Origin of the sequence: Dyella japonica DSM 16301, from assembly GCF_001010355.1 — a bacterium.
GTDB classification, from domain to species: domain Bacteria; phylum Pseudomonadota; class Gammaproteobacteria; order Xanthomonadales; family Rhodanobacteraceae; genus Dyella; species Dyella japonica.
Map to the genome: position 1 here is coordinate 102,924 of NZ_JPLA01000022.1, position 22,308 is coordinate 125,231.

At 63.5% G+C, this 22,308-nt stretch carries 22 protein-coding genes and 5 tRNA genes; 23 read left to right on the plus strand and 4 right to left on the minus strand.

The window, feature by feature from the left end; translation table 11 throughout:
• Nucleotides 1-12 precede the first annotated feature (12 nt).
• On the plus strand, nucleotides 13-1,029 hold the full coding sequence (gene truD / locus Y882_RS08555) for a tRNA pseudouridine(13) synthase TruD (RefSeq protein WP_046971487.1): 1,017 nt from the start codon (nucleotides 13-15) through the stop codon (nucleotides 1,027-1,029).
• A 305-nt stretch (nucleotides 1,030-1,334) separates the two neighbouring features.
• Here truD and Y882_RS08560 read toward each other — a convergent pair whose 3' ends face one another.
• Nucleotides 1,335-1,886: a Smr/MutS family protein gene (locus Y882_RS08560; RefSeq protein ID WP_046971488.1), complete on the minus strand. Its 552-nt coding sequence runs from the start codon at nucleotides 1,884-1,886 to the stop codon at nucleotides 1,335-1,337.
• A 196-nt stretch (nucleotides 1,887-2,082) separates the two neighbouring features.
• Here Y882_RS08560 and surE point away from each other — a divergent pair, with 196 nt between their 5' ends.
• From surE to Y882_RS08580, 4 genes are all read left to right on the plus strand, one after another.
• Nucleotides 2,083-2,877, plus strand: a complete 795-nt coding sequence (gene surE / locus Y882_RS08565) for a 5'/3'-nucleotidase SurE (RefSeq protein ID WP_046971489.1) — start codon at nucleotides 2,083-2,085, stop codon at nucleotides 2,875-2,877.
• A 4-nt stretch (nucleotides 2,878-2,881) separates the two neighbouring features.
• Nucleotides 2,882-3,577 carry a protein-L-isoaspartate(D-aspartate) O-methyltransferase gene (locus Y882_RS08570; protein ID WP_082121017.1) on the plus strand — a complete coding sequence of 232 codons (696 nt, stop codon included), beginning with the start codon at nucleotides 2,882-2,884 and terminating at the stop codon, nucleotides 3,575-3,577.
• Nucleotides 3,578-3,602: 25 nt separating this feature from the next.
• The gene (locus Y882_RS08575; RefSeq protein ID WP_046971491.1) at nucleotides 3,603-4,211 is read left to right on the plus strand and encodes a YqaA family protein; all 609 of its coding nucleotides are present in this window, start codon (nucleotides 3,603-3,605) and stop codon (nucleotides 4,209-4,211) included.
• 65 nt (nucleotides 4,212-4,276) lie between these two features.
• Nucleotides 4,277-5,266 carry a peptidoglycan DD-metalloendopeptidase family protein gene (locus tag Y882_RS08580; RefSeq protein ID WP_046971492.1) on the plus strand — a complete coding sequence of 330 codons (990 nt, stop codon included), beginning with the start codon at nucleotides 4,277-4,279 and terminating at the stop codon, nucleotides 5,264-5,266.
• A 69-nt stretch (nucleotides 5,267-5,335) separates the two neighbouring features.
• Here the strand turns inward: Y882_RS08580 and Y882_RS08585 are convergent, their stop codons facing one another.
• Nucleotides 5,336-5,722, minus strand: coding sequence for an Mth938-like domain-containing protein (locus Y882_RS08585; RefSeq protein ID WP_046971493.1), 387 nt, complete (start codon nucleotides 5,720-5,722; stop codon nucleotides 5,336-5,338).
• 13 nt (nucleotides 5,723-5,735) lie between these two features.
• Nucleotides 5,736-6,032 (minus strand): ribosome assembly RNA-binding protein YhbY, encoded by a 297-nt coding sequence (yhbY, locus tag Y882_RS08590; RefSeq protein ID WP_046971494.1) that lies wholly within the window; start codon nucleotides 6,030-6,032, stop codon nucleotides 5,736-5,738.
• 79 nt (nucleotides 6,033-6,111) lie between these two features.
• Here yhbY and rlmE point away from each other — a divergent pair, with 79 nt between their 5' ends.
• The 9 genes from rlmE (at nucleotide 6,112) to Y882_RS08635 (ending at nucleotide 10,784) form a co-directional block, all read left to right on the plus strand.
• Nucleotides 6,112-6,762 (plus strand): 23S rRNA (uridine(2552)-2'-O)-methyltransferase RlmE, encoded by a 651-nt coding sequence (gene rlmE / locus Y882_RS08595; RefSeq protein WP_046971495.1) that lies wholly within the window; start codon nucleotides 6,112-6,114, stop codon nucleotides 6,760-6,762.
• A complete protein-coding gene (ftsH, locus tag Y882_RS08600; RefSeq protein ID WP_211259151.1) occupies nucleotides 6,759-8,705 on the plus strand; it encodes an ATP-dependent zinc metalloprotease FtsH in 1,947 nt (648 codons plus the stop codon). Before rlmE ends, ftsH begins: the two co-directional genes overlap by 4 nt.
• A 379-nt stretch (nucleotides 8,706-9,084) precedes the next feature.
• Nucleotides 9,085-9,161: transfer RNA gene (locus tag Y882_RS08605), tRNA-Arg, on the plus strand.
• Nucleotides 9,162-9,335: 174 nt separating this feature from the next.
• A tRNA-Pro gene (locus Y882_RS08610) sits at nucleotides 9,336-9,412 on the plus strand.
• Between the two features lie 27 nt (nucleotides 9,413-9,439).
• A tRNA-Arg gene (locus tag Y882_RS08615) sits at nucleotides 9,440-9,516 on the plus strand.
• Nucleotides 9,517-9,530: 14 nt separating this feature from the next.
• Nucleotides 9,531-9,607: transfer RNA gene (locus Y882_RS08620), tRNA-His, on the plus strand.
• A 26-nt stretch (nucleotides 9,608-9,633) separates the two neighbouring features.
• Nucleotides 9,634-9,709, plus strand: a tRNA-Lys gene (locus tag Y882_RS08625).
• 312 nt (nucleotides 9,710-10,021) lie between these two features.
• Entirely contained in the window at nucleotides 10,022-10,339 is a 318-nt protein-coding gene (locus Y882_RS08630) for a type II toxin-antitoxin system RelE/ParE family toxin (RefSeq protein ID WP_046971496.1), read from the plus strand.
• Between the two features lie 28 nt (nucleotides 10,340-10,367).
• Entirely contained in the window at nucleotides 10,368-10,784 is a 417-nt protein-coding gene (locus Y882_RS08635; protein ID WP_082121018.1) for an addiction module antidote protein, read from the plus strand.
• Between the two features lie 170 nt (nucleotides 10,785-10,954).
• Here the strand turns inward: Y882_RS08635 and Y882_RS08640 are convergent, their stop codons facing one another.
• On the minus strand, nucleotides 10,955-11,755 hold the full coding sequence (locus Y882_RS08640; protein ID WP_046971497.1) for a glucose 1-dehydrogenase: 801 nt from the start codon (nucleotides 11,753-11,755) through the stop codon (nucleotides 10,955-10,957).
• A 356-nt stretch (nucleotides 11,756-12,111) separates the two neighbouring features.
• On the opposite strand from Y882_RS08640, the gene Y882_RS08645 reads away from it, so the two are divergent.
• From Y882_RS08645 to Y882_RS21050, 9 genes are all read left to right on the plus strand, one after another.
• Nucleotides 12,112-12,735, plus strand: coding sequence for an XrtA/PEP-CTERM system exopolysaccharide export protein (locus tag Y882_RS08645; protein WP_082121019.1), 624 nt, complete (start codon nucleotides 12,112-12,114; stop codon nucleotides 12,733-12,735).
• Between the two features lie 34 nt (nucleotides 12,736-12,769).
• Nucleotides 12,770-14,314 (plus strand): XrtA system polysaccharide chain length determinant, encoded by a 1,545-nt coding sequence (locus tag Y882_RS08650; protein WP_244466302.1) that lies wholly within the window; start codon nucleotides 12,770-12,772, stop codon nucleotides 14,312-14,314.
• A gap of 2 nt (nucleotides 14,315-14,316) precedes the next feature.
• The gene (locus tag Y882_RS08655) at nucleotides 14,317-15,096 is read left to right on the plus strand and encodes a P-loop NTPase family protein (protein ID WP_244466303.1); all 780 of its coding nucleotides are present in this window, start codon (nucleotides 14,317-14,319) and stop codon (nucleotides 15,094-15,096) included.
• 80 nt (nucleotides 15,097-15,176) lie between these two features.
• Nucleotides 15,177-16,523 carry an outer membrane beta-barrel protein gene (locus tag Y882_RS08660; RefSeq protein ID WP_046971499.1) on the plus strand — a complete coding sequence of 449 codons (1,347 nt, stop codon included), beginning with the start codon at nucleotides 15,177-15,179 and terminating at the stop codon, nucleotides 16,521-16,523.
• The gene (locus tag Y882_RS18835; RefSeq protein ID WP_052949810.1) at nucleotides 16,520-17,293 is read left to right on the plus strand and encodes a serine aminopeptidase domain-containing protein; all 774 of its coding nucleotides are present in this window, start codon (nucleotides 16,520-16,522) and stop codon (nucleotides 17,291-17,293) included. The genes Y882_RS08660 and Y882_RS18835 overlap by 4 nt, the downstream gene beginning before the upstream one ends.
• Entirely contained in the window at nucleotides 17,293-18,114 is an 822-nt protein-coding gene (locus Y882_RS08670; RefSeq protein ID WP_046971500.1) for an alpha/beta fold hydrolase, read from the plus strand. Before Y882_RS18835 ends, Y882_RS08670 begins: the two co-directional genes overlap by 1 nt.
• Before the next feature lie 2 nt (nucleotides 18,115-18,116).
• Nucleotides 18,117-19,121, plus strand: coding sequence for a UDP-glucose 4-epimerase GalE (gene galE / locus Y882_RS08675; RefSeq protein ID WP_046971501.1), 1,005 nt, complete (start codon nucleotides 18,117-18,119; stop codon nucleotides 19,119-19,121).
• A 92-nt stretch (nucleotides 19,122-19,213) separates the two neighbouring features.
• Nucleotides 19,214-20,869: a hypothetical protein gene (locus Y882_RS08680; RefSeq protein ID WP_046971518.1), complete on the plus strand. Its 1,656-nt coding sequence runs from the start codon at nucleotides 19,214-19,216 to the stop codon at nucleotides 20,867-20,869.
• A gap of 58 nt (nucleotides 20,870-20,927) precedes the next feature.
• Nucleotides 20,928-22,308: oligosaccharide flippase family protein (locus Y882_RS21050; RefSeq protein ID WP_244466304.1), on the plus strand; the 1,381-nt coding region annotated here is incomplete at its 3' end.

The following is a 22,308-nucleotide window of genomic DNA, read 5'->3' on the forward strand; positions in this document are numbered from 1 at the left end:
CGGTGGAGTCCCATGTCCGATCTCGAATTGCCCTATGCCTATGGCAACCCGCCGCTGACCGCCGTCCTGCGCAGCACGCCCGAGGATTTCCAGGTGGAGGAAATCCTGGGTTACGACGCCGACGGCGAAGGCGAGCATGCCTTGCTGTGGGTGGAAAAGCGTGGGGCGAATACCGACTGGGTGGCGCGCGAGCTGGCGAAGTTCGCTGGCATTCCGCCGCTCAACGTGGGCTATGCCGGATTGAAGGATCGCCATGCGGTGACGCGTCAGACCTTCTCCGTGCAGCTGGCCGGCAAGCCCGATCCGGATTGGTCGACCTTTGCTGCCGAGGGCGTGAAAGTGCTGGCGGCGACGCGCCACTCGCGCAAGCTCAAGCGCGGCGCGCTGCGTGGCAACCGCTTCGTGCTCGTGTTGCGCCAGGTCGATGGTGATCGCGCGGTAGCCGATCAGATCCTCAAGCAGATCGCGCAGCGTGGCGTGCCCAACTATTTCGGCGAACAGCGCTTTGGCCGCGAAGGCGGCAACGTGGCGCAGGCGCGTGCGATGTTTGCCGGACGGCGCGTGGATCGCGACAAGCGCCACTTCCTGTTGTCGGCTGCGCGCTCGCACATCTTCAACGCGGTCTTGGCTGCGCGTGTCGAACGCGACGCCTGGGATTCGCCGATGGAAGGCGAGATCTGGTCATTGGCCGGTTCGCGTTCGTGGTTCGGACCCGAGCCGTTCGACGCCACCTTGTCGCAGCGATTGGCCACGGGGGATATCCACCCTTCGGGTCCGCTGTGGGGACGTGGCGAGACGCCTGCGCAGGGCGAGGTGGCGTCGTTGGAGAATGCTGTTGCCGCCGACAATGCCGATCTGGCCGATGGCCTGGTGGCCGCGAAGATGGATCAGGAACGTCGCGCCTTGCGCATGATTCCGCTGAATCTCTCGTGGCGGTGGCTGGAGGATGGCGCGCTGGAGTTGAGTTTCGAGCTGGCGGCGGGCGCCTATGCAACCACGGTGGTGAGGGAGTTGGCAGTCACAGGGTGATTCTTCGCCCGACATTCCCTGTGGGAGCGCACCCTGTGCGCGACGGGTGCGCTTACGCGTATCGCTCCGTTAGGTTTGTCGCGCACAGGGTGCGCTCCCACAGACAAGCGGCCCGCATGGCTGAAACCGTGAGCCACGGCGCGCGTCCTCCGTTGCAGGAGCGCACCTTGTGCGCGACCGCGACGCTTGGTTGTATCGCTCCGTAGGGTGTTCGCGCACAGGGTGCGCTCCTACAGTTGCGTTATGGCTCGGTCGTCGGGCGCGTTCCGATCGGTGTTGCCCAGCAGACCAAGGCAGGCAGAACCCTAGCGCCCCTTCAAAAGCACCACCACCGCCCCAGTCCCGCCCTGCATCGGCCGCGCCGACGCAAACGCCACCACATCATCCCGGCGTCTCAGCATGCGATCGGTCAGCACCTTCAGCACGGGGCCGGCGGCGCGGGAGCGCAGGCCCTTGCCATGCACGATGCGCACGCAGCGGATGCCGTTGTGCTTGGCCTCGGCGAGGAAATCGGAGATGCACGCCTGCGCGGTGGCGGCGTTCATCTGGTGCAGGTCGATTTCGTCCTGGATGCTGTACTGGCCGCGCTTGAGCTGGCGCAGCAGCTTGGGCGGATAGCCGTCGCGCAGATAGCTCAGTTCCTCGCCCACTTCGAGCATGGTCGGGTCAAAGGCCATGTCGAGCAGTTCGCCCGGCACGGCGGCCTCGTCCGCCTGCAGCATGTGCGCCTGTGGCTCGGGCTTGGGTGCAGCCGGGGTGGGCTCGACCGGATCGAAGGCCCGCACCTGATCGCCCAGGGCCTCCCGGAAGAGGCGCGCATCATCGTCGGAAACCGGAGAGGGCGGGCGATGTTTCATGCCATGAATCCTAATGCACGGGCGTCGCGCCTGTGTCGCGGCGCGGTTGAGCCGGCGGCTGTCGCGGGCCGTTGGAATCGGGCGCCGGTGCGCGCTTATCTGATGTGAAACCGCCGCCCCGGTCCGGTAGACTTCAAGCTTCACCGGCAGACGCAGCCCCATCCGCGTCGCCGCGACTGGCTTTGAACGGATCATCATGCGAGTTCTTGTTAGTAACGACGATGGCGTGGATGCACCGGGCATCCGTGTGCTCGCCGAACGCCTTGGCGCGGTCGGTCAGGTGACCGTAGTGGCGCCCGACCGCGATCGCTCCGGCGCCAGCAATTCCCTGACCCTGGACGCCCCGATCCGCGCGCTGCGGATGGACAACGGTTACTACCGTGTGGCGGGCACGCCCACGAACTGTGTCCATCTGGCACTGGCCGGCATGCTCGACTACGAGCCGGACATGGTGGTGTCGGGCATCAACAACTCCGCCAACCTCGGCGACGACGTCATCTACTCCGGCACCGTGTCGGCGGCGATGGAGGGGCGTTTCCTGGGCTTGCCGGCGATTGCCGTATCGCTGGTCACCAAGGATCACAAGGGTGAACATTACGACTCGGCCGCCACTGCCGTGCTGGCGCTGATGCAGCAGCTGCTGGTCGATCCGCTGCCGGCGGACACCATCCTCAACGTCAACGTGCCCGACCTGCCGTGGGATCAGATCCGCGGTTTCGAAGTCACCCGACTGGGCAAGCGTCACCGTTCCGAACCGTGCATCAAGCAGACCGATCCGCGCGGCAAGGAAATCTGGTGGATCGGCCCGTCGGGCGCCGTCGATGACGCCGGCCCGGGTACGGATTTCAACGCGGTGCATCGTGGTTACGTGTCGGTGACGCCCATCCATGTCGACCTGACGCGCTTCCAGGCGCTGGAAAAGGTCAGCAGCTGGATCGGCGGCTTGAACAAGAGCGTGGCCGGCGGCAAGCCGGCCGATGAGGCCGCGTGAGGGCATGAACGTGCATCCTTTGCCGCCATCCGCACTGAAGGGCGAGGGCATGACCTCGCAGCGTGCGCGCGACCGTCTCGCCGTCAAGCTCAAGGAAGAAGGCATCCGCGACCAGCGCGTGATCGACGTGATCCGCAACACGCCGCGCCACCATTTCATCGATCAGGCGCTGCATTCGCGCGCTTACGAAAACACCGCCTTGCCGATCGGCCACGGGCAGACCATTTCCCAGCCGTGGGTGGTGGCGCGCATGACCGAAGCGCTGCTGGAACGTCCCGACGGCAAGCAGGGCGTGCCGCAGAAGGTGTTGGAGATCGGCACCGGCTCCGGTTACCAGGCGGTCGTGCTGGCGCAGATCGTGCCGCAGGTGTTCACCGTCGAGCGCATCGAGGAGTTGCTGCGCCAGGCGCGTCGTCGCTTCCGTCAGTTGGGGCTCAACAATATCCGCTCGCGCCATGACGACGGCAAACTCGGCTGGCCCGACGAAGCGCCGTTCGACGCGATCATTCTTACCGCCGCCGGCGATGCGATTCCGCACGCCGTGCTTGACCAGCTCAGTCCCACCGGCGTGCTGGTCGCGCCGGTCGGTTCGCCCAGCAACCAGACCCTGATCCGCATGCGCGGCGACGGGCAGGGCGATTTCATCCAGGAAGAACTGGCCGCCGTCAGTTTCGTGCCGCTGCTTGGCGGCATCGGCTGATGCGCTCACAAGGAAACGTTTAAGCATGCGTCTGTTCGGACCGCTTTACGCGCGTGCACTCACGTGGGCGCGCCACCCCAGGGCTGTGTATTACCTGTGCGGCCTGAGTTTCGTCGAGGCCTTCATCTTCCCGATCATGCCGGAAGTGATGCTGGCGCCGATGATGCTGGGCAAGCGTCACAAGGCGTTCTTCTACGCCAACATCAGCCTGCTGTTTTCGCTGCTGGGTTCGCTGGTGGGCTATGCGCTGGGCCACTGGGCCTTCCATGCGCTGTCGCCGCTGCTGGACAGCCTGCATCTGCTGGCGCCGATCGAAAAGGGCGTGGACAACCTGCGCCTGCAGATGAACCAGCATTGGCTGGGCCTGTTGCTGGTGCTCGCGCTGGCGGCGCTGCAGCCGGTGGTGCCGATGAAGTTCGTCACCTGGGCGTCGGGCATCGTGGGCGTGCCGGTGATTCCGTTCCTGGTCTGCATGGCGGTGGGCCGCGGCAAGCGCGTGTGGCTGCTGGCCTTGCTGATCCGCATTTTCGGCGAGCGTGCCGAGCGCATCCTGCACAAGCACATCGAGCGCATTGGCTGGGCAGCGCTGGTGATTCTGGCCGGCCTTTTGGCCTGGTGGCTGCTCTCGCGCTGAACGCCCGCCGGCGGACTTCGGTCGCCGTGCAAGCCATACGCATGAAAATGACGCGTCGCCTAGCTATGCTGACCGATATGAATGGATATCTCCGGTCACTCATCCTGACCTTCGTCGTCCTGCTGGCTGCCTGCGGCACCCAGCGCTCCGTCGTGGTCGAGCCATCGGCCGGCGGCACCTCGCGCGTGGTCACGCCGACGCCGCGCCCGACGCCGGGCGGCACCTATAAGGTGGCCAAGGGCGACACGCTGTACTCGATTGCCTTCCGCAACGGCGTGGACTTCCGCGATCTGGCGAGCTGGAACCACATCGATTCGCCGTACACGATCTGGCCGGGGCAGGAGCTGAAGCTCGCGCCGGCCGACGGCAGGCCGCCCGCCGCGGCGCCCATGCATACGGCGCCCGTGGTCACCACGGCGACCAAGCCACCGCCGACGACCGGTCGCGTGGTGACGCCCGCGCCGGAAGCCCAGGCTGGTTTCCAGCCGGCGACTCCCTCCACCGCAAACACGGCTGCTGTCGTGACGCCTCCTGCACCGACTGCGCCACACCCGGCCACGCCGGCGCCAGCTGCCAGCACCACGCCCGTGGTTCCGGTGGCCGGTGCGCCGACGGCCACCGCAGCCAATACGCCGCCGCCCGCACCGCCAGTCCCGGCGGCTCCGGGCGCGACGCGCAGCAATGGCGGCGTGAACTGGCGTTGGCCGGCCGATGGCACGCTGATCAAGCGCTTCCAATCCGGTGATGCGATTCCGGGCATCGAGATCGGCGGCAAGTCCGGTGATCCGGTGCGCGCGGCTGCCGATGGCGTGGTCGTGTACAGCGGCAATGGCCTGGTCGGCTACGGCGAACTGGTCATCGTCAAGCACAACGACAGCTACCTGTCGGCCTATGGCCACAACAGCAAGCGACTGGTGAAGGAAGGTCAGCGCGTCACGGCTGGCCAGCCGATCGCGGAGATGGGTTCGACGGGTGCGTCGCGCGACGAACTGCAGTTCCAGATCCGCAAGGATGGCAATCCGGTGGATCCGCTGGGGTATTTGCCACCGCGTTGAGTGCAAGAAATAGGGGAGAGGAGTGAGAGAAGGCGGGGACGCTCTCTCTCACTTCTCACTCCTCTTCACTCACTTCTGCCTTTCGCTCGGCAGAATGAATGCCGCCACCACGCGCCGACTCTCGCCAGCCAGCAAGTCATACGTGCGCGCGGCCGCCGCGTTGTCCATCACTTCCACACCCACGCCTTTGCGCAGCAGGCCAGCCATGAAGGCCTGCGCCGGGAACACTTGGCGCTCGCCGGTGCCCAGCAGCACGACTTCCGGTTTCAGGGCGAGGATGGCATCGATATGCCCGGCATCCAGCTCGGACGCAGCCGTAACCGGCCAGTCTTCGACCAGACGTTCGGGCGACAACAGAAAGCTGCGGGTGAATTCGCGATCCACCACGGTGATGGCATGCGCGCCAACACGGCGCACAAACAGGTAACCCTCGGGACGATCGAGCGACAGGTCCATCGCTGGGTGGCCCTTAGCGGGGCAGGGCGAGCTTGGGCTCGTCCTCGTTGCGGCGGAACAGCACCACCACGTGGCCGATCTGCTGCACGCTTTCGGACTGCGTGCCTTCGGCCAGGAAGTCGATCTGCTGCTGACGCTCGTCCTTGTCGCCGCCGGACAGCTTCACCTTGACCAGCTCGTGCTGGGACAGCGCCAGGTCCAATTCCTTGCGGACGGCCTCGGTCGCGCCCTTGGCGCCCAGCAGGATGACGGGATTGAGATCATGCGCAAGGCTGCGCAGATAGCGGCGCTGCGAGGGGGAAAGTGCCATGCGTTCAGTCTCGGATTCACTGCGATAGGACAGGTAAGGGTATCATGCGGCCATCTCCCCCGTATCTTGGCAACTGTCGATGGCGCGCAGCAAAAGTAGTTCCCGCTGGCTGCGGGAGCACTTCGATGATCCTTATGTGAAGAAAGCCCAGGCCGAAGGCCTGCGTTCGCGCGCCGTCTTCAAGCTGGAAGAGCTGATCGACAAGGATCGCCTGCTCAAGCCCAATATGCGGGTGGTCGACCTGGGCGCGGCCCCGGGCGGATGGTCGCAGCTGGTGCGCCAGCGCCTGGGCGACACCGGCCACGTAGTGGCCATGGACATCCTGCCGATGCAGGGCATCGGCGGGGTCGACTTCCTGCAGGGCGATTTCCGTGAAGAATCCGTGCTGCGGGAGCTGGAAAGCCGCCTGCAGGGGCAGCAGGTCGATCTTGTGCTGTCTGATATGGCCCCCAATATGAGTGGTGTGGCCCTATCCGATCAGATCCGGGCAATGGACTTGGCCGACCTGGCGCTGGACTTCAGCCGCCAATGGCTCAAGCCCGGCGGCTCGTTTTTGATCAAGTTGTTCCAGGGGACCGGTTTTGACGACTACATCCGCAGCTTGCGCGCAGACTTCACCCGCGTAACGATGCGTAAACCCAAGGCCTCCCGCGCGCGTTCGCGGGAGGTGTATGCATTAGCTGTGGGGCGAAAGGTCCATGGCGTGCAATCCGGCGAGAACCGTGCATGAATGAAATGGCGAAAAACCTGCTGCTCTGGCTGATCATCGCGGTGGTCCTGCTCACCGTGTTCCAGAGCTTCAACCCGCATGGCGCCTCCTCGTCGGACCTGCCTTACAGCAGCTTCGTGCAGAGCGTGGACAACGGGAACGTGGCCTCGGCCAACATCAGTGCCGACCAGCCGGCCGCCATCAGCGGCAAGCTGAAGGACGGCAGCTCGTTCCGCACCGTCGCGCCGGTCCTGGGCTGGTCCACCAACGGGGTGGTCAAGCAGATGCAGGACAAGGGCGTCGAGGTCCGCCAGGAGCCGTCCAACAACGGGTTCTCCTTGCTGGGCCTGCTGCTCAACTGGCTGCCCATCATCCTGATCGTCGGCGTGTTCATCTGGTTCATGCGCCAGATGCAGGCCGGTGCCGGTGGTCGCGGCGCCATGAGCTTCGGCCGCTCGCGCGCCAAGCTGCAGGGCGAGGATCAGATCAAGGTCAACTTCAGCGACGTCGCCGGTTGCGATGAAGCCAAGGAAGAAGTGGGCGAGCTGGTCGAGTTCCTGCGCGATCCGGGCAAGTTCCAGAAGCTGGGCGGCAAGATTCCGCGCGGCGTGCTGATGGTCGGCCCGCCGGGTACCGGCAAGACGCTGCTGGCCAAGGCCATCGCCGGCGAAGCCAAGGTGCCGTTCTTCTCGATCTCCGGTTCGGACTTCGTGGAGATGTTCGTGGGTGTGGGCGCCAGCCGCGTGCGCGACATGTTCGAGCAGGCAAAGAAGCACGCGCCGTGCATCATCTTCATCGACGAAATCGACGCCGTCGGTCGCCATCGCGGCGCCGGTCTGGGCGGCGGTCACGACGAGCGCGAGCAGACGCTCAACCAGTTGCTGGTGGAAATGGACGGTTTCGAAGGCACCGAAGGTGTCATCGTGATCGCCGCCACCAACCGTCCCGACGTGCTCGATCCGGCGCTGCTGCGTCCGGGCCGTTTCGACCGCCAGGTCGTGGTGGGCCTGCCGGATGTGAAGGGCCGCGAGCAGATCCTCAAGGTGCATATGCGCCGCGTGCCGATCGCTTCGGACGTCGATGCGATGACCATCGCGCGCGGCACGCCGGGCTTCTCCGGCGCCGATCTCGCCAACCTGGTGAACGAGGCTGCCTTGTTCGCTGCACGCGAAAACGCGCGCGACGTGCGCATGATTCATCTGGACAAGGCGCGCGACAAGATCCTGATGGGCGCCGAGCGCCGCTCGATGGCCATGAGCGAGGACGAGAAGAAGCTGACGGCGTATCACGAAGCCGGTCACGCCATCGTCGGCCGCCTGGTGCCCGAGCACGACCCGGTCTACAAGGTCACCATCATCCCGCGCGGTCGCGCGCTGGGCGTGACCATGTACCTGCCCGAAGGCGACAAGTACAGCATGAACCGCGTGGCGATCGAATCGCAGCTGTGCTCGCTGTACGGCGGCCGCGTGGCCGAGGCGCTGATCTTCGGCGAAGACAAAGTCACCACCGGTGCGTCCAACGACATCGAGCGCGCCACCAAGATGGCCCGCAACATGGCCACCAAGTGGGGCCTGTCCGACACGCTCGGTCCGGTGACTTATGGCGAGGAAGAGGATGAAGTGTTCCTCGGCCGCGCCGTCACGCAGCACAAGAACGTCTCCAATGAGACGGCGCGCAAGATCGACGAGGAGGTGCGTGCCATCCTCGATCGCAACTACGCCCGCACCAAGCAGCTGCTGACCGACAATATCGACAAGCTGCACGTGATGGCCGATGCGCTCCTGCAGTACGAAACCATCGACGCACGCCAGATCGACGACATCATGGCCGGCCGCGTGCCGGGCCCGCCGGCCGACTGGTCGAAGAACTCCAGCGGCTCCACGCCGCCGCCTCCGCCGCCGCGTGGTGACAGCGGCGCCAAGGTGGGTGATCCGGCTACGCAGAGCCGTATCGCCGATCGCTGATCGCTTTCGGCAAGAAATGAAGAGGCGGCCCTGGGCCGCCTTTTTCATGCGCGTCCTCAACCCAACCTATTCGCTCGCACCTCTGTAGGAGCGCACCCTGTGCGCGACCACGATGCAGCGAACACCTCACTCCGCCTCATTCGCGGTCTGCAAAAAACTTCGCGCTCTCTCGCTCAAAGGTGTAGCCGAAAGTGAAACAGAACGCTAAAATAAGCGGCTCGAGTGAAGTGCATGCATCGCCGAACGTGAAGGTTTCCACACGGCAATGCAAAAAATCTGAAAAAAAGAGTTGACGCACTGCCCTCGAATCTGAATAATTCCGCTTCTCGCTTCGGCGCTTTCCACCTCGGTGGTTAAGCGACAAGGCAAAAGTTAAAACGCGCCCGTAGCTCAGTTGGATAGAGTACCAGGCTACGAACTTGGTGGTCGGGAGTTCGAATCTCTCCGGGCGCGCCATATAACAGCAAGATGTGATGTTCGCATCATGGCTTGCACCGCAAGGCAGAGCATCGCCAGGCGGTCCGAACGTAAGGTTTAGAAGTTCGGTGTGCTTTGATACGGATTGACTAGGCTAGGCGTCACCCGTAGCATTTCAAAGCTTCAGCCCGAACAGGTTGAGGGTTTCGAAATCGGGGTATAGCTCAGCCTGGTAGAGCGCCAGCTTTGGGAGCTGGATGTCGGGGGTTCGAATCCCTCTGCCCCGACCATGCAGATGCTATGCACAATGTGCACAAGCGCCTGTAGCTCAACCGGATAGAGCATCGGCCTTCTAAGCCGACGGTTGCAGGTTCGATTCCTGTCGGGCGCGCCAGTTCAAAGTTTGCGGTGGATGTAGCTCAGCTGGTTAGAGCATCGGATTGTGATTCCGAGGGTCGTGGGTTCGAGTCCCATCTTCCACCCCAGTTGACAGTAAGTACAAACAGTTTCAGGGCCGTTAGCTCAGTTGGTAGAGCAGTTGACTCTTAATCAATTGGTCGAAAGTTCGAATCTTTCACGGCCCACCAATTGAATCAGGCGCTTAGCGAAAGCTAAGCGCCTTTTTCTTTGCCTGCCGGAAAGTAAAGCCGGAAAACCAGGCCGCAGGACGCGCATGAAAATGTCGCCCAGTAGGCGCCACTCGAAGCGCGATGCCGAGTTGCTTTGCCTCTATCTCGGAACGAAAAGGAAGGGGACGCGACTGGCGATGCCGGCGTTTGTCACAGGCCTTGGTCGGGGGCGGGGCTTGAAAGTCGTCCGGTTCGGCTCGCCTGGGTACCAGGCTTGAGGCTTCCCATCTTGGTTGATATTCGTATCCAATTGGATACACTGTGCAACTGATGAATACGATCAAGAGCACGGACGTTTTTGACGCGTGGATCGGCGGCCTGAAGGATCAGGTGGCGCGCGCCAAGATCCTCGGCCGGATCAATCGCGCTCGGCTCGGTAATTTCGGCGATACCAAGTACTTCGACGGTATCGGTGAGATGCGTGTGGACTTTGGCCCGGGTTATCGGCTGTATTTCGCGAAAGAAGGAAACACTGTGTATGTCTTGCTCTGCGGCGGCGACAAGTCGACCCAGAGAAAAGACATCAAGAACGCGAAGGAACTACTGTCGACCCTTCAGGCGGCAGGGCAACAGGGCAGCACGAGATAGGCAGGGGAAACAGAGACAGGTGGCAACCATGACCGCAACCGTTAAGACATTTGACGCTGCCGAGTTCCTCGACAACGACGAGGTGATCGCGGCATACCTGCAGGACGCACTTGAAGACGAAAACCCTGACGTGTTCCTGCTGGCCGTTGCTGACGTGGTCAAAGCACGCAGCATGACGCGCGTGGCGGAAGCCAGCGGACTCGGTCGCGAGAGCCTATACAAGGCATTGCGTCCAGGTGCGAAACCTGGCTTCGCAACGGTGAGCAAACTGCTGGCGGCGCTTGGCGTTCGCTTCAAGGCTGTACCGATGGAGAAGGCTGCTCGTCGCCCGGCTGCGCCAAGAAAAGCGGTCAAGGATGCGGCGGCGAAGAAGATAACTCTCAAGAAGAAGGCTGCTTCCGGCGGCTCAAGGGCCCCGGCAAGGCGCACGTCCAGCTCCCGATGAATCCCGTCGCCCTTTTTTGGGTGCATTCGTGGATGAGTTTTCTGTCGAGTATGGGCAACGTCACACCGCATCACCCAACAAAGCCCTGGCCATCGGCCGGGGTCGTTTGTTTTGGCTGCCGTTTGGAGAGGTGAGCTGGAAGACACCGTGGCGCCCCGACATGCGTGCCGCTACACATACTGCATCTTCACCGTCATCCCACCGTCGACCACAAAATGCTGGCCGGTGACGAAGGACGATTGCGTCGACAGCAAATAGACGGCCAAGGCGCCGATGTCCTGCGGCGTGCCGACACGACCGGCGGGGTGTTGGGCTTGATCGCGGCGACTCAGTTTTGGCTCGCTGCGTTCGGCGGGTTCGCGCCATGCATCAGTGGCGATCCATCCCGGAAGAATGGCGTTGACACGCACCTTGGGGCCTGAGCTCACGGCCAGCGCGTGCGTGAAGGCGAGCATGCCGCCCTTGGTGGCGGCATAGGCTTCGGAGTCGGGCTCCGATTGCAGGGCGCGGGTGGAGGCGATGTTCACGATGCTGCCGTGTTGGTGCTGCAGCGATGGCAGTACGTGTTTGCTGCAAAGGAACGTGCCGGTGAGGTTGGTGGCCAGGTAGTGGTTCCATTGGGCTAGCGACAAGTCGCTGAGTGGGCCGGTATGCGGATGGGCAATGCCGGCGTTGTTCACCAGTCCGTCGATGCGGCCATAGTGTTTGAGTGCGCTTGCCATCCATCGTTTGACGCTCGCTTCGCGCGACACATCGAGCATCGCGTAACGGGCGCGGTCGCCGACACGCCATTCGTCGAGGCAGGCTTTGCCGGCGTCGGCATTCAAGTCGCCGATGAGGACATTGCCGCCGGCGCCGAGCACGGCCTGGGCGATGCCGCGGCCGATGCCTTGCGCGCCTCCGGTCACCAGGATGGTCTTGCCTTTCAGCGGCTGGGCGTCGAAAGGCGTGATGGCGGGCGTTTGCGTCATGGCGGAGTCCTTGCGGGGATCGGCACCAGCTTGACGGAGGGCGTGCATAGGCGGGGTCGACGGTGTTTCGCGACTGCGACAGGCCGGCCCTGCAGGAGCGTGGTTTTGCGGGCTATCGGCCAAACGGCCTAAATCCGCTCGGCTCCATAAACGGCCAGCATCGCGAGGATCCCCGTTCCCTTTGACCGGACTGGTGTTGCCATCGATGCACCGTCCGAACCCGCCGTCGCCCCAACGCGTTTTTCGAGAATCCATGTGCGGCAAGACATAGAACGAATGGTTTTGTCAAGTTTTCTTGGGCCGTGGATATACTCTCAAGTGACGCAGTTCACACTTTATGCGCAGGGGGCCCCGCCATGAAAGTTCTCACTCTGTTGTTCGCTGTTTGCGTAGCCGCGGTGCTGACCGGGTGTGCCACCGGACGTGGCTCGACCGAGGCGCCGAAGATCGATCCGGCCGCGCAGGCGGTATCGACCTACAAGATTGGCGTGGACGACCAGCTCCAGGTCACCGTCTGGCAGAACCCCGACCTCAGCGTCAGCGTACCGGTGAGGCCGGACGGCAAGATCACCGTGCCGCTGATTGGCGATGTGATGGCCGGCGGCAAGACGCCCGAAGAAGTCGCGGCCGAGATCAAGGACAAGCTGCAGTCCTATGTGCGTGATCCGCAGGTCGCGGTGATTCTCACCGCCTTGCGCAGCCACGAGTATCTGTCGCGCGTCCGCGTGACCGGTGCCGTACGCACGCCGGTATCCATTCCGTATCGCCAGGGCATGACTGTGCTGGACGCGGTGCTGGCCGCCGGTGGCACCACCGAGTTCGCAGCACCGGATCGCACCGAACTGTATCGCGAAGACAAGAACGGCGTGACCACGCCTTATGCCGTGCGGTTGGACAACGTGCTGCAGAAGGGCGATCTCGCCACCAATTACCCGGTGCAACCCGGGGATGTTGTCACCGTACCGATGCGCGCGTTCTAAGCGCCCGCACGCAGGGGAAAGGGAGGACGTCGCCATGAGTGGAGAACTCAGGCCGATGGCAAGCCTTGTGCCGGCATTGATCAATGAGGCGCGACGCCGCCGTCTCATGCTGGGCATCGCGTTTGCCTTGATCGCGCTGGCTGCCTTGACGGCCGGCATGTTGTGGCCGCGCAAGTACGTCGCCTCGACGACGATACTTGCGCAGGAAAGCAGCATCATCACGCCCTTGATGGCGGGCGCCGCCGCACCGACGGCGAACCAGAACCGCGCCAGCATGGCGCGCGACGTGATCTTCAGCCGCAAGGTGATGGCGAAGATCCTCGACGCCGGTGGCTGGATGGCGACCCATCCTTCGCCGGTGGAACAGGACCGCATCGCCGAAGGCATCAAGTCGCGCACCCAGGTGCAGATCTCGCACGACAACTTGATCACGATTGCCTATAGCGACAGCAACGCCAAGCGCACCTTCGACGTGGCGCACGCGTTTGCCCAGCTGTTCATCAGCGAAAGCCTGGCATCGAAGCAGCGCGAGAGCCGCGAGGCCTACGAGTTCATCAACAGCCAGGTCGAAGCCTATCGCGCCAAGCTCACCGACGCGGAGGACAAGCTGAAGGCGTATCGCGATGCCAATGCCGACGCACGCCCCGGCAGCGAAGCGGATACCGCGGCACGCATCAGCCAGTTGCGCACGCAGATCGAGTCGGCGCGTATGGACATGATGGAGCGCCGTTCGCAGGAAGGCTCGCTGGCGTCGCAGCTCAACGGCGAATCCGAAGTGAATACGGTGCAGACGGCCGACGGCCTGTTGCAGGCGCAGTTGGGCGAGTTGCAGGCGCAGCTCAACAAGCTGCTGTTGACCTACACCGATTCCTATCCCGACGTGGTGCGCATCCGCCATCAGATGGAAGACCTGAAGCGGCAGCTTGCCAGCGCCGATCAGCGCAAGCAGGCAGCCGAGCTGGCAGGTACGCCCACCGCCCTGGACAGCAACGTCTCGTTCAACCCGGCCTATCAGCAGATCAAGACGCAGCTTTCCTCGGCGCGCGCGGCGAGTGCGGCGGCTGCCGCCCGCATGGGGGCGAGCGAGGCGATGTTGCAGACCGAGTTGCAGCGCAGCGCGCGCATTGCCAACTCCGAAAACGTCACGGCCGAACTGACCCGCGACTACAACGTCAATCGCGACGTCTACCAGGACCTGCTCAAGCGCCGCGAGAACGCCCGCGTGTCGATGAACCTGGACGCCGAGCAGCGTGGCCTGACCTTCCTGGTGCAGAACCCCGCCGTGATGCCGCTGTCGCCATCGGGCCTGCGTTTCATGCATTTCGGCCTGGCGGGCATGGGCTTGTCGCTGGTGTTGCCGCTGGGCCTGCTGCTGGCGCTGGTGTGGTTCGATCCGCGCGTGCGCTCGGTGTGGCAGCTGGAGCAGGCCATCGGCGCCCCGGTGCTGGCGACGATTCCGTTCTATCCCACGCCGGGTGATCGCCGTCGCGATCGCATGCGCAACATGATTCTCGGCCTGATCGTGATCGGGGTGGGCGCCGTCTATCTCATTGCCGTCTGGATACGGCTGAAGGGATGACCATGAAGAATATCGAAGACGACAACATGTCCGACCGCATCAGCGAAGTGCTGGAAGCGGCGGCGCACAACCTGGAACTGCGCAAGACCTCCAGCCAGTCCATCGCCCGCATGCACGAGGAGGGCGGCGCGCTGGCGCCGATCCAGCTCGAGCAGCGCCGGATGATTCATCGCGAAGAATCGGTGCGCCAGCAGTCCGATGCCTTCCGTGAAATTCGCACGCGCCTGCTCGCGATGGGCGGACACCACAACTTCGTGACCCTTGTTGTGGCCGTGAGCCCGCGTTCGGGCAGCAGCTTCGTGGCGCGCAATCTCGCCGCTGCCTTTGCCTTCGATGAAGCCAAGACCAGCCTGCTGATCGACTGCAACGTGCGTTATCCGAACCAGCACAAAGTGATGGGCATCGAGCCGGCGCGCGGTGGACTGATCGACCTGATGGATCATCCGGCGATCGGCATCGAGTCGATCATCTATCACACCGGCGTGCCGCATCTGCGCCTGATACCGGCAGGCAAGTCGCGTGAAAGCAGCAGCGAATACTTCACCTCGCATCGCATGCGGGCGGTGATCGATTCGCTGCGCTCGCGCTACGCCGACCGTTACATCTTCCTCGACGGTCCCTCCATCAAGGGTGCGCCGGACGCGCGGATTCTCGCCGACCTGGCCGACTTCGTGGTGGTGGTGGCCGGTTACGGGAAGGACACGCCAGGCGCAATTAGCCAGGCGCTCAGTCATTTCGAACCGAGCAAGCTCGCAGGAGTGGTGTTCAACCAAGCGCCCTAGACCAGGAATGGCGGATAGGGAAGGAGGCGCCGCCACAGGGTGGGACGGCGCCTCAAGGGGTAACGGTCAGAGGAATGGATATGCCGGCTTACAACAGGCTCGCCCGCGCCACCATGATCGCGCTTGTCGTCGTGCCTGGCACCTCATGGGCTGGCGACTTCGCGTATTCGGTGTTCGGCAGCGTGGAGCACAGCGACAACATCGCGCTGTCCACGGAGAACCCTCAAACCACCAATGTCTACATTCCGGGCGTCAACTTTGCCTATCGGGAGGTGGGCTCGACGCTGCAGGCGAACGTGGTCGGTACGGTGGAATACCTCGACTACAGCAACAAGAATTTCGACAGCCAACTGCTGGGCACGCTCAGCGCGCAGGCCAACTGGTCGGTGATACCGCAGCGACTGGATTTTTCCATTGAGGACGATGCCGGCGTGCAGCCGGTCGACACGCTGGCCAGCAATGCACCCAACAACGAGCAGCAGACCAATGTGCTGTCGCTCGGCCCGATCCTACATTTCCAGTTCAACGGTTCCACCCGCGGCCAGGCGGAGCTGAAGTACCTCAACAGCTACGCCTCCAAGGTTGACGATTTCGATTCGTCGCGCGGGCTGGGCGCGTTCCGCGTGATTCGCGACGTGAATCCCACGACCCAGGTGTCCTTGAACGTGGAGTCACAGCGCGTTGATCTGAAGAATAACGACGCCGGCCCGGACTACACCCGCAACGAGTTCTACGCGCACTACGTGCATACGCTGCGCGACTTCGACGTGGATGCGTCGCTGGGCTGGGCTTACATCGACTTCACCCATGCTCCCAGTGCTTCCAAGCCCCTAGCCAATGTCACCGTGGGCTGGCGGCCGAGCGTGGACAACAGCTTCAGCCTGACCGGTCGCTACGAGTACTCGGACGCGGCGCAGGACATGTTGCTGCAGCCCGGCCAGACCATCGTCGACAGCATGACCAATGTGCCGACCAACCCGCTGGATCTGATCAACGATCCGACCCGCGGCGGCATCAACACCGGCACGATGGTGGTGGACTCGGAGGTGTACCTGGATCAAAGCCTCGAAGGCACCTATAGCTATCGTGGCGATCGCCTGTCCATCACGGTACAGCCGCTGTATCGAAAGCTGACCTATCTGAATGACACCGAGTTCAACCAGAAGGAAAAGAGCGGCGCCATTAGCGTGGAATACAAGCTGCGGCCCACACTGTTCCTGTCGGCTTTCGGCAACTACCAGCACCTCGATTACACCAACATCATCCGTACCGATAAGACCACGCGTTTCGGTCTGGCCATCAGCCATCAGTTCACCCAGCGCTGGAGCTGGCGTGCTGCCTATACCCGCCAGCTGCGCAACAGCACGGCTGCTCAGCAGAGCTACCACGAGAACGAGTTTCTCGTGTCGCTGGTCTATCACCGATGAAGGCGCGCATCGAAGCCGAGCTGCCGTTCTACTTCGGCCCCGGCAGGGAGCTGTTCGGTTTCTATCATCCCGCGGCCGGCATGCGCGCGGCGGTGTTGCTGTGTCCACCGTTTGGTGTGGAGCAGATCCGCTGCCATCGGCTGTACCGCCAGTTGGCGCATGGGCTGGCGGAGGCTGGTTTTCCGGTGCTGCGCTTCGATTACTTCGGTACGGGCGATTCGGCGGGCGAGAGCAACGCGTTTGAATGGACGCGCTGTCTGGCCGACGTGGTGACGGCGGCCACGGAGTTGCGCATGCGCCACGGCGGCGGTCGCGTGCTGGCCTTTGGCGCACGTCTTGGCGCCAACGCCGCGCTGGCGGCGGCACAGGCGGCGCGATTGGACGGCGTGGTGGCTTGGGATGTAATCACCGATGGCGCAGCCCTGGTACGTCAGTACGACCACATGCAGGAAACCCTGAAGGTCGATCTGAACCGTTTCGAATATGCGCGGCCGGAGCTGGATGTCAGCACGCAATGGCCGGGCTTTGAGACCAGCGATCGCCTGCGCGTGCAACTGCAGGACCTGCGCCTGCTGGACCCGGGCATTGCCTCGGCGTGGCTTGCCTCATCCGTTCCCGATGAGCCATCGAAGCTGGATGAGCGCTATGCCGGCAAGTGCGAGCGCGTCGATGTCTCGCCACGCTGGGAGGAAGTCGACAGCCTTGAACTGGCGATACTTTCGCACCCCTTGCTCGACGCAGCGAAGCGCCACCTGAAGGAGATGGCCTGATGCATGAGCAGGCCTTCCGCTTTGGTGGTGCCCGGCATCTGGTCGGCGTGGTGGGTTTGCCGGCGTTGATCGACCAGGGCGTGGGCGTGATCTTTCTCAACGCCGGCATGGTGTATCGCGTCGGGCCGTTCCGCCTCCATGTGGAACTGGCCCGGCGACTCAACGCGCTGGGTTATCCCACGCTGCGTTTTGATCTCTCCACCATTGGCGACAGCGGCGCAAGCGGGCAGCGCCTGTCGCGTCCCGAACAGGTGGTTGCCGATGTGCGCGATGCGATGGAGCTGCTGAAGCAGCAATCCGGGTGCACGCGCTTTGTGCTGTTCGGGCTTTGTTCCGGTGCGCAGAACGCACACTCCACGGCGTTTGCCGACGCGCGTGTCGCAGGTGCATTTTTCCTCGACGGCTATGGGCATCGAACGCTTGGCCAACGCGTGCGTCACTACCTGCCGCGCCTGTTGAGCCTGTCGGTCTGGCGGCAGCGCCTGATGCGTCGCCGCGCGGCCGCGGCGCCCCGTCCCGCTGAACCTGCGTTTGTGGTCGAGCCACTGCCGCCGAAGATTGTGCGCGCGCAGCTCGCCGACATGCTCCAGCGCGGACTCAAGCTCGACTTCATCTACAGCGGCGGCGTGGCTCGCTATTTCAACCATATCCGCCAGTTCCGCGAGTGCTTTGGCCGGCTGGCCGATGACCCGGGCGTGAGCGTCAATTATTTCAAGCAAGCGGACCACACCTACGTACTCAGCGGTGACCGCCAACAGCTGCTCGAGCACGTCGCGCAGTGGATGGGTCGCCATTTCCCCATCACTCGACCAGGCACGTGAATATGCACAAGGTACTCGTCACCGGCGGCGCCGGCTATATCGGGAGTCATGTGGTACAGCAGCTGACGTCACGTGGCGAGCATGTCGTGGTGATCGACAACCTGAGCTCTGGCTATCGCGAGGCGGTGCAGGGCGCGGAACTGGTGGTGGGGAACGTGGGCGATACCGCGCTGGTGGCCTCGGTGCTGCAGCACCATGGCATCGATGCCGTGCTGCATTTTGCCGCGCATACGGTGGTGCCCGAATCGGTGAGCGATCCGCTCAAGTACTACGGCAACAACACCTGCAATACGCGCAACCTGCTGACGGCCTGCGCGGATTCGGGGGTCGACAAGTTCATCTTCTCGTCCACCGCAGCCGTCTATGGCCTGACCGAGCATGGCATTGCCGACGAGGACACGCCGACCCAGCCTGCCAACCCGTACGGGCGCTCCAAGCTGATGTCGGAGATGATGCTGTGCGACCACTGCGCCACGGGGCAGATGCGTCATGTGATTCTGCGTTACTTCAATGTGGCTGGCTGCGATCCCAAGGGGCGCATCGGTCATTCGGCGCCTTCGGCGACGCTGCTGATCAAGGCGGCCTGCGAGCATGCCGTGGGCAAGCGTGCATCGCTCGCCATCTACGGCACGGACTACGACACGCCTGACGGCACCGGCATTCGCGACTATATCCATGTGGAAGACCTGGCCACGGCTCATCTGCGGGCGCTCGATTATCTGCGCGAAGGCGGCGATTCGCTCAAGCTCAATTGCGGTTACGGCCATGGTTACAGCGTGCGCGAAGTGCTCGATTCGGTGGCGCGGGTGGATGGGCATCCACTCAATATCGTCGAGCTGCCGCGGCGTGCCGGCGACCTGGGCATGCTGATCGCGTGCAGTGACCGCCTCAAACAGGTGCTGGACTGGCAGCCGCAATACGACGATCTGGACTTCATCGTACGCACGGCCCTGCTGTGGGAGCGCAAGATGGCGAGCAAGCCTGCGCCATTGTCGTCGGTGGCGTGATGACGGGAAGGGCGCCCACGATGGTCCTCCGCCCGAACCGGGGACGTAGGCGCCGTGCAACTTCATTACTGTGGCTCGCCTTGCTGCTGCCGATGACGTGCTGGTCGGCCGCGCATTCACACCGGTCCCATGGCACGCCGGCCAAGGCCGCCGAAACGCCTGCCGTGGCCGCACCCGCCGACAGCGCGGCCGCGCAACGCATCGTGGTGCATCAGAACGTGGGCGACGGGCCCGAGGTGCGCGTTTCGGTAGGCATTCCGTTTCCGCCCTCGATGCTGCGCGACGTGCAGCAGCTGCGCATCCTCGATGCAGCGGGCAACGAAGTGCCATCGCACGTGGAGAAGACCCTGCTCTGGTATGCGCGGGACCGCAGCATCCGGGCGGTGCGCGCCCAGTTCCACGCCCAGCTGAGCAAAGGCACGGGCACGTATTACTTCGCGATCGGCAAGCCGCGCAGCCGCGAGGCGCCTGGCTGGCCGTATGCGCAGGAATTGTTGACGGATGGGCAAGGGGTACGCGTTGCAGCGGCGCTGGCCACGCTGGAACCGGCCTGGCTTTGCGCGTCGCTGATTGCCGGGCCGCAGACGCCGGCGACCAAGGACGAGGCGTACGCCAATTACGTGTCCACCCAATTCGACTGGGCCAAGAAGCTGCCGACGGACGATCACACCGCGTGGCTGTTCGATCGTCCCAGTACGCTATTCAAGGCCTATGTGCGCACGGGTCGCTTCGACTACCTGCAGGCCGCCGACCAGAGCTATCACTTCTACATGAAGTACATCAAACGGGATGGCCTGCCGTTCAGCCCGTTCTGCGCGGGCGGCTGGACCATGGGCAAGGAGCCGTGCGACGTGAAATACGTCTACGTCGAGCCCATCCTGCTGGCCTTGGCGCTTACTGGCGACGACGGCGAGCACGACAGGGAGACCGTCGACAAGATGGTCATCCTGTGGCAACACGGCGGCTGGAGCGGTACGCCCGGTCCGTATACCAATCCCGGCGAGCGCTTCACCGAGCGTCTGGCGGGGCTGGGTTTGCTGGCCACCATCAATGCCTATGAGCTGACCGGCGACACCCGCTATCTCGCCTACGCGCGCGAACGGGTTGGCTGGCTTTACGACCATCAGCGCAGCAATCCGGACAAGCTCGGCGACGACGGATCGTGGCGCAATAGCTGGAACCTGCACGAGGACGATGCCTGGAACCCGCAGCACGATGTGCGCGGGTCGTCGCCGTGGATGAGCGAGAACATCATCGATGGCTTGTGGCATACCTGGCTGGTCACCGGCGATCACCGTATCCCGGAGATGATCACTTCATTTGCGCGTTACCTGGAGCGCTACGGCTGGATCGACGTGGGCAGCATCGTGCAAGGGCACGAGTGGCGCAATCCGTGTTCCGGCGAGAAAGGGCAGATCGCCTGGTATTGGGCATCCTCGGGCGCAAGCCGCAGCAAGCTGGCCGAGATCGAGGATTCCGACGGCTGGTACAGCGACGCGCACAACGTCGAGCTGGCGATGCCGGTGGCGGCGGCCTATTACTTCGAGCGCGATCCGGCGCGAAGCGATGCGTTGAAGCGTCGACTCGATGCGCTGGCGTCTTCGTACAACACCGAGTGCGCACAGATTGGCGAAACCGTGCGCCGTTTCAACTGGAACAACCGCGGCAGTGGCGTGGCGATGTGGATGCTGCAGCAGCCGCCAGGCAGTGGATCGAATTCACCGTTGGCAGCGCACACGTCGCCCTAGGGCTTGGATTGAACGATCGGCAAGGCATGCGCAGGGGCAGGTTTAGATGAATCGTCGTATGGCAGCATTACGGAGCGTGGCACTGGTGTCGGCTTCCACCTATGTGGAATACGCACTGGGCCTGTTCATCAGCGTGTGGATCGCCCGCGCACTGGGGCCGGCGGATTTTGGGCGTTATGCGTTCACCGTGTGGCTGTGTGGATGGCTGATGACCTGCAGCAACCACGCCTTGACCACCTCATCGACCAAGTTCATCGCCGAGGCCTACGGGGCGGAGATGCCCGAGGTTGCCTCGCATATCTCCTATCGCCTGATGCGCAACCAGATGTGGAGCTGCGCGATCGTGATCGCGCTGTTTTTCACCGGCGTGGCGATCATCCGCCCGCAGGAATGGGCGGGCGTCATCTTGCCCATCACGGTGCTGGTGGCGATCGGCGTGGTGGCCAAGGCCAATTACAGCCTGCTGGTGGCCATCTCCAAGGGGCAGGAGCATTTCGAGCCGGTATCCATTGCCACGGTGATCTCGGGCGTCGTGATGCTGGCCCTGGTGGGCATCGCCACCTGGTTTCATGCCGGCCTGCTCGCCTTCGTCGGCATCTTCGCGATTTCCTGCCTGACCTTGAATCTGATCAACCGCATGGCCTATCGCCATTACTGCCTGCCATTCGGGCCGGGTGAGGTGCCCGATGAAATGTCCAGGCGCCTGACGCGCCATTTGCGACTTACGGCCGTGCTGATCCTGCTGATTGCGCTGAAGACGAACACGATCGAAGTGTTTCTGCTCAATACGTATGCCAATTCCACTGCCGTGGGCTTCTTTGCCATTGCGGGCACCTTGACGCGCGGCGCGGTGGAGCTGTTCTCGGTGGGTCTGACCTCGACCCTGCTGCCGTATATGGCGCGTGCGTTTGGGCAGAGCGGGCAATCGCAGGCGACGCGTGTGCTGTCGGAGGCGACGCGCTTCTATTGGGCCACCGGGCTGATGATCGCCGGGCTGGGTTTTGTCACCACGCCGGGGTTGGTNNGTCACCACGCCGGGGTTGGTGACTCTGATGTACGGCAACAAGTACATCGATGCGATTCCCGCGATCGAGGTCACCTTGGTGCTGGCAGGCCTGTTGCTGATCACCAACAGCATTGCGGCCTTCCAGGTGGTGACGGATCGTCAGGGCGATCGTCTGCGTATCTCGGGATCGGCGCTGATCATCAATGTGATCCTCGGCTTCACCCTGATTCCGCATTTCGGTCTGCTGGGGGCGGTGCTTTGCTATGCCGGTACGCGTTTGGCGGAGCTGGCGATTTGCACCTTCTATATCCGTCGCGTGGCGAGCGCGGGGTTGCCGGTCGCGCCCATGTTGAAGCTGTTTGCCGTTGGGTTGCTCGCAACGGGCGCTGGATGGCTGGTGGCGGCGGTGACGCCGGGGCACTTTGCCTTCATC

Bases quoted from the DNA above. Each gene is read 5' to 3' on its own strand.
- yhbY (WP_046971494.1), bottom strand. From the start codon at position 6,032: ATGGCACTTTCCCCCTCGCAGCGCCGCTATCTGCGCAGCCTTGCGCAT.
- Y882_RS08630 (WP_046971496.1), top strand. From the start codon at position 10,022: ATGAATACGATCAAGAGCACGGACGTTTTTGACGCGTGGATCGGCGGC.
- Y882_RS08680 (WP_046971518.1), top strand. From the start codon at position 19,214: ATGACGTGCTGGTCGGCCGCGCATTCACACCGGTCCCATGGCACGCCG.
- Y882_RS08640 (WP_046971497.1), bottom strand. From the start codon at position 11,755: ATGACGCAAACGCCCGCCATCACGCCTTTCGACGCCCAGCCGCTGAAA.
- Y882_RS08660 (WP_046971499.1), top strand. From the start codon at position 15,177: ATGCCGGCTTACAACAGGCTCGCCCGCGCCACCATGATCGCGCTTGTC.
- Y882_RS08580 (WP_046971492.1), top strand. From the start codon at position 4,277: ATGCTGACCGATATGAATGGATATCTCCGGTCACTCATCCTGACCTTC.
- Y882_RS08585 (WP_046971493.1), bottom strand. From the start codon at position 5,722: ATGGACCTGTCGCTCGATCGTCCCGAGGGTTACCTGTTTGTGCGCCGT.
- rlmE (WP_046971495.1), top strand. From the start codon at position 6,112: ATGGCGCGCAGCAAAAGTAGTTCCCGCTGGCTGCGGGAGCACTTCGAT.
- Y882_RS08635 (WP_082121018.1), top strand. From the start codon at position 10,368: ATGACCGCAACCGTTAAGACATTTGACGCTGCCGAGTTCCTCGACAAC.
- surE (WP_046971489.1), top strand. From the start codon at position 2,083: ATGCGAGTTCTTGTTAGTAACGACGATGGCGTGGATGCACCGGGCATC.
- Y882_RS08575 (WP_046971491.1), top strand. From the start codon at position 3,603: ATGCGTCTGTTCGGACCGCTTTACGCGCGTGCACTCACGTGGGCGCGC.
- galE (WP_046971501.1), top strand. From the start codon at position 18,117: ATGCACAAGGTACTCGTCACCGGCGGCGCCGGCTATATCGGGAGTCAT.
- Y882_RS08645 (WP_082121019.1), top strand. From the start codon at position 12,112: ATGAAAGTTCTCACTCTGTTGTTCGCTGTTTGCGTAGCCGCGGTGCTG.
- Y882_RS08650 (WP_244466302.1), top strand. From the start codon at position 12,770: ATGAGTGGAGAACTCAGGCCGATGGCAAGCCTTGTGCCGGCATTGATC.
- Y882_RS08570 (WP_082121017.1), top strand. From the start codon at position 2,882: ATGAACGTGCATCCTTTGCCGCCATCCGCACTGAAGGGCGAGGGCATG.
- Y882_RS08560 (WP_046971488.1), bottom strand. From the start codon at position 1,886: ATGAAACATCGCCCGCCCTCTCCGGTTTCCGACGATGATGCGCGCCTC.
- ftsH (WP_211259151.1), top strand. From the start codon at position 6,759: ATGAATGAAATGGCGAAAAACCTGCTGCTCTGGCTGATCATCGCGGTG.
- Y882_RS18835 (WP_052949810.1), top strand. From the start codon at position 16,520: ATGAAGGCGCGCATCGAAGCCGAGCTGCCGTTCTACTTCGGCCCCGGC.
- Y882_RS08670 (WP_046971500.1), top strand. From the start codon at position 17,293: ATGCATGAGCAGGCCTTCCGCTTTGGTGGTGCCCGGCATCTGGTCGGC.
- truD (WP_046971487.1), top strand. From the start codon at position 13: ATGTCCGATCTCGAATTGCCCTATGCCTATGGCAACCCGCCGCTGACC.
- Y882_RS08655 (WP_244466303.1), top strand. From the start codon at position 14,317: ATGAAGAATATCGAAGACGACAACATGTCCGACCGCATCAGCGAAGTG.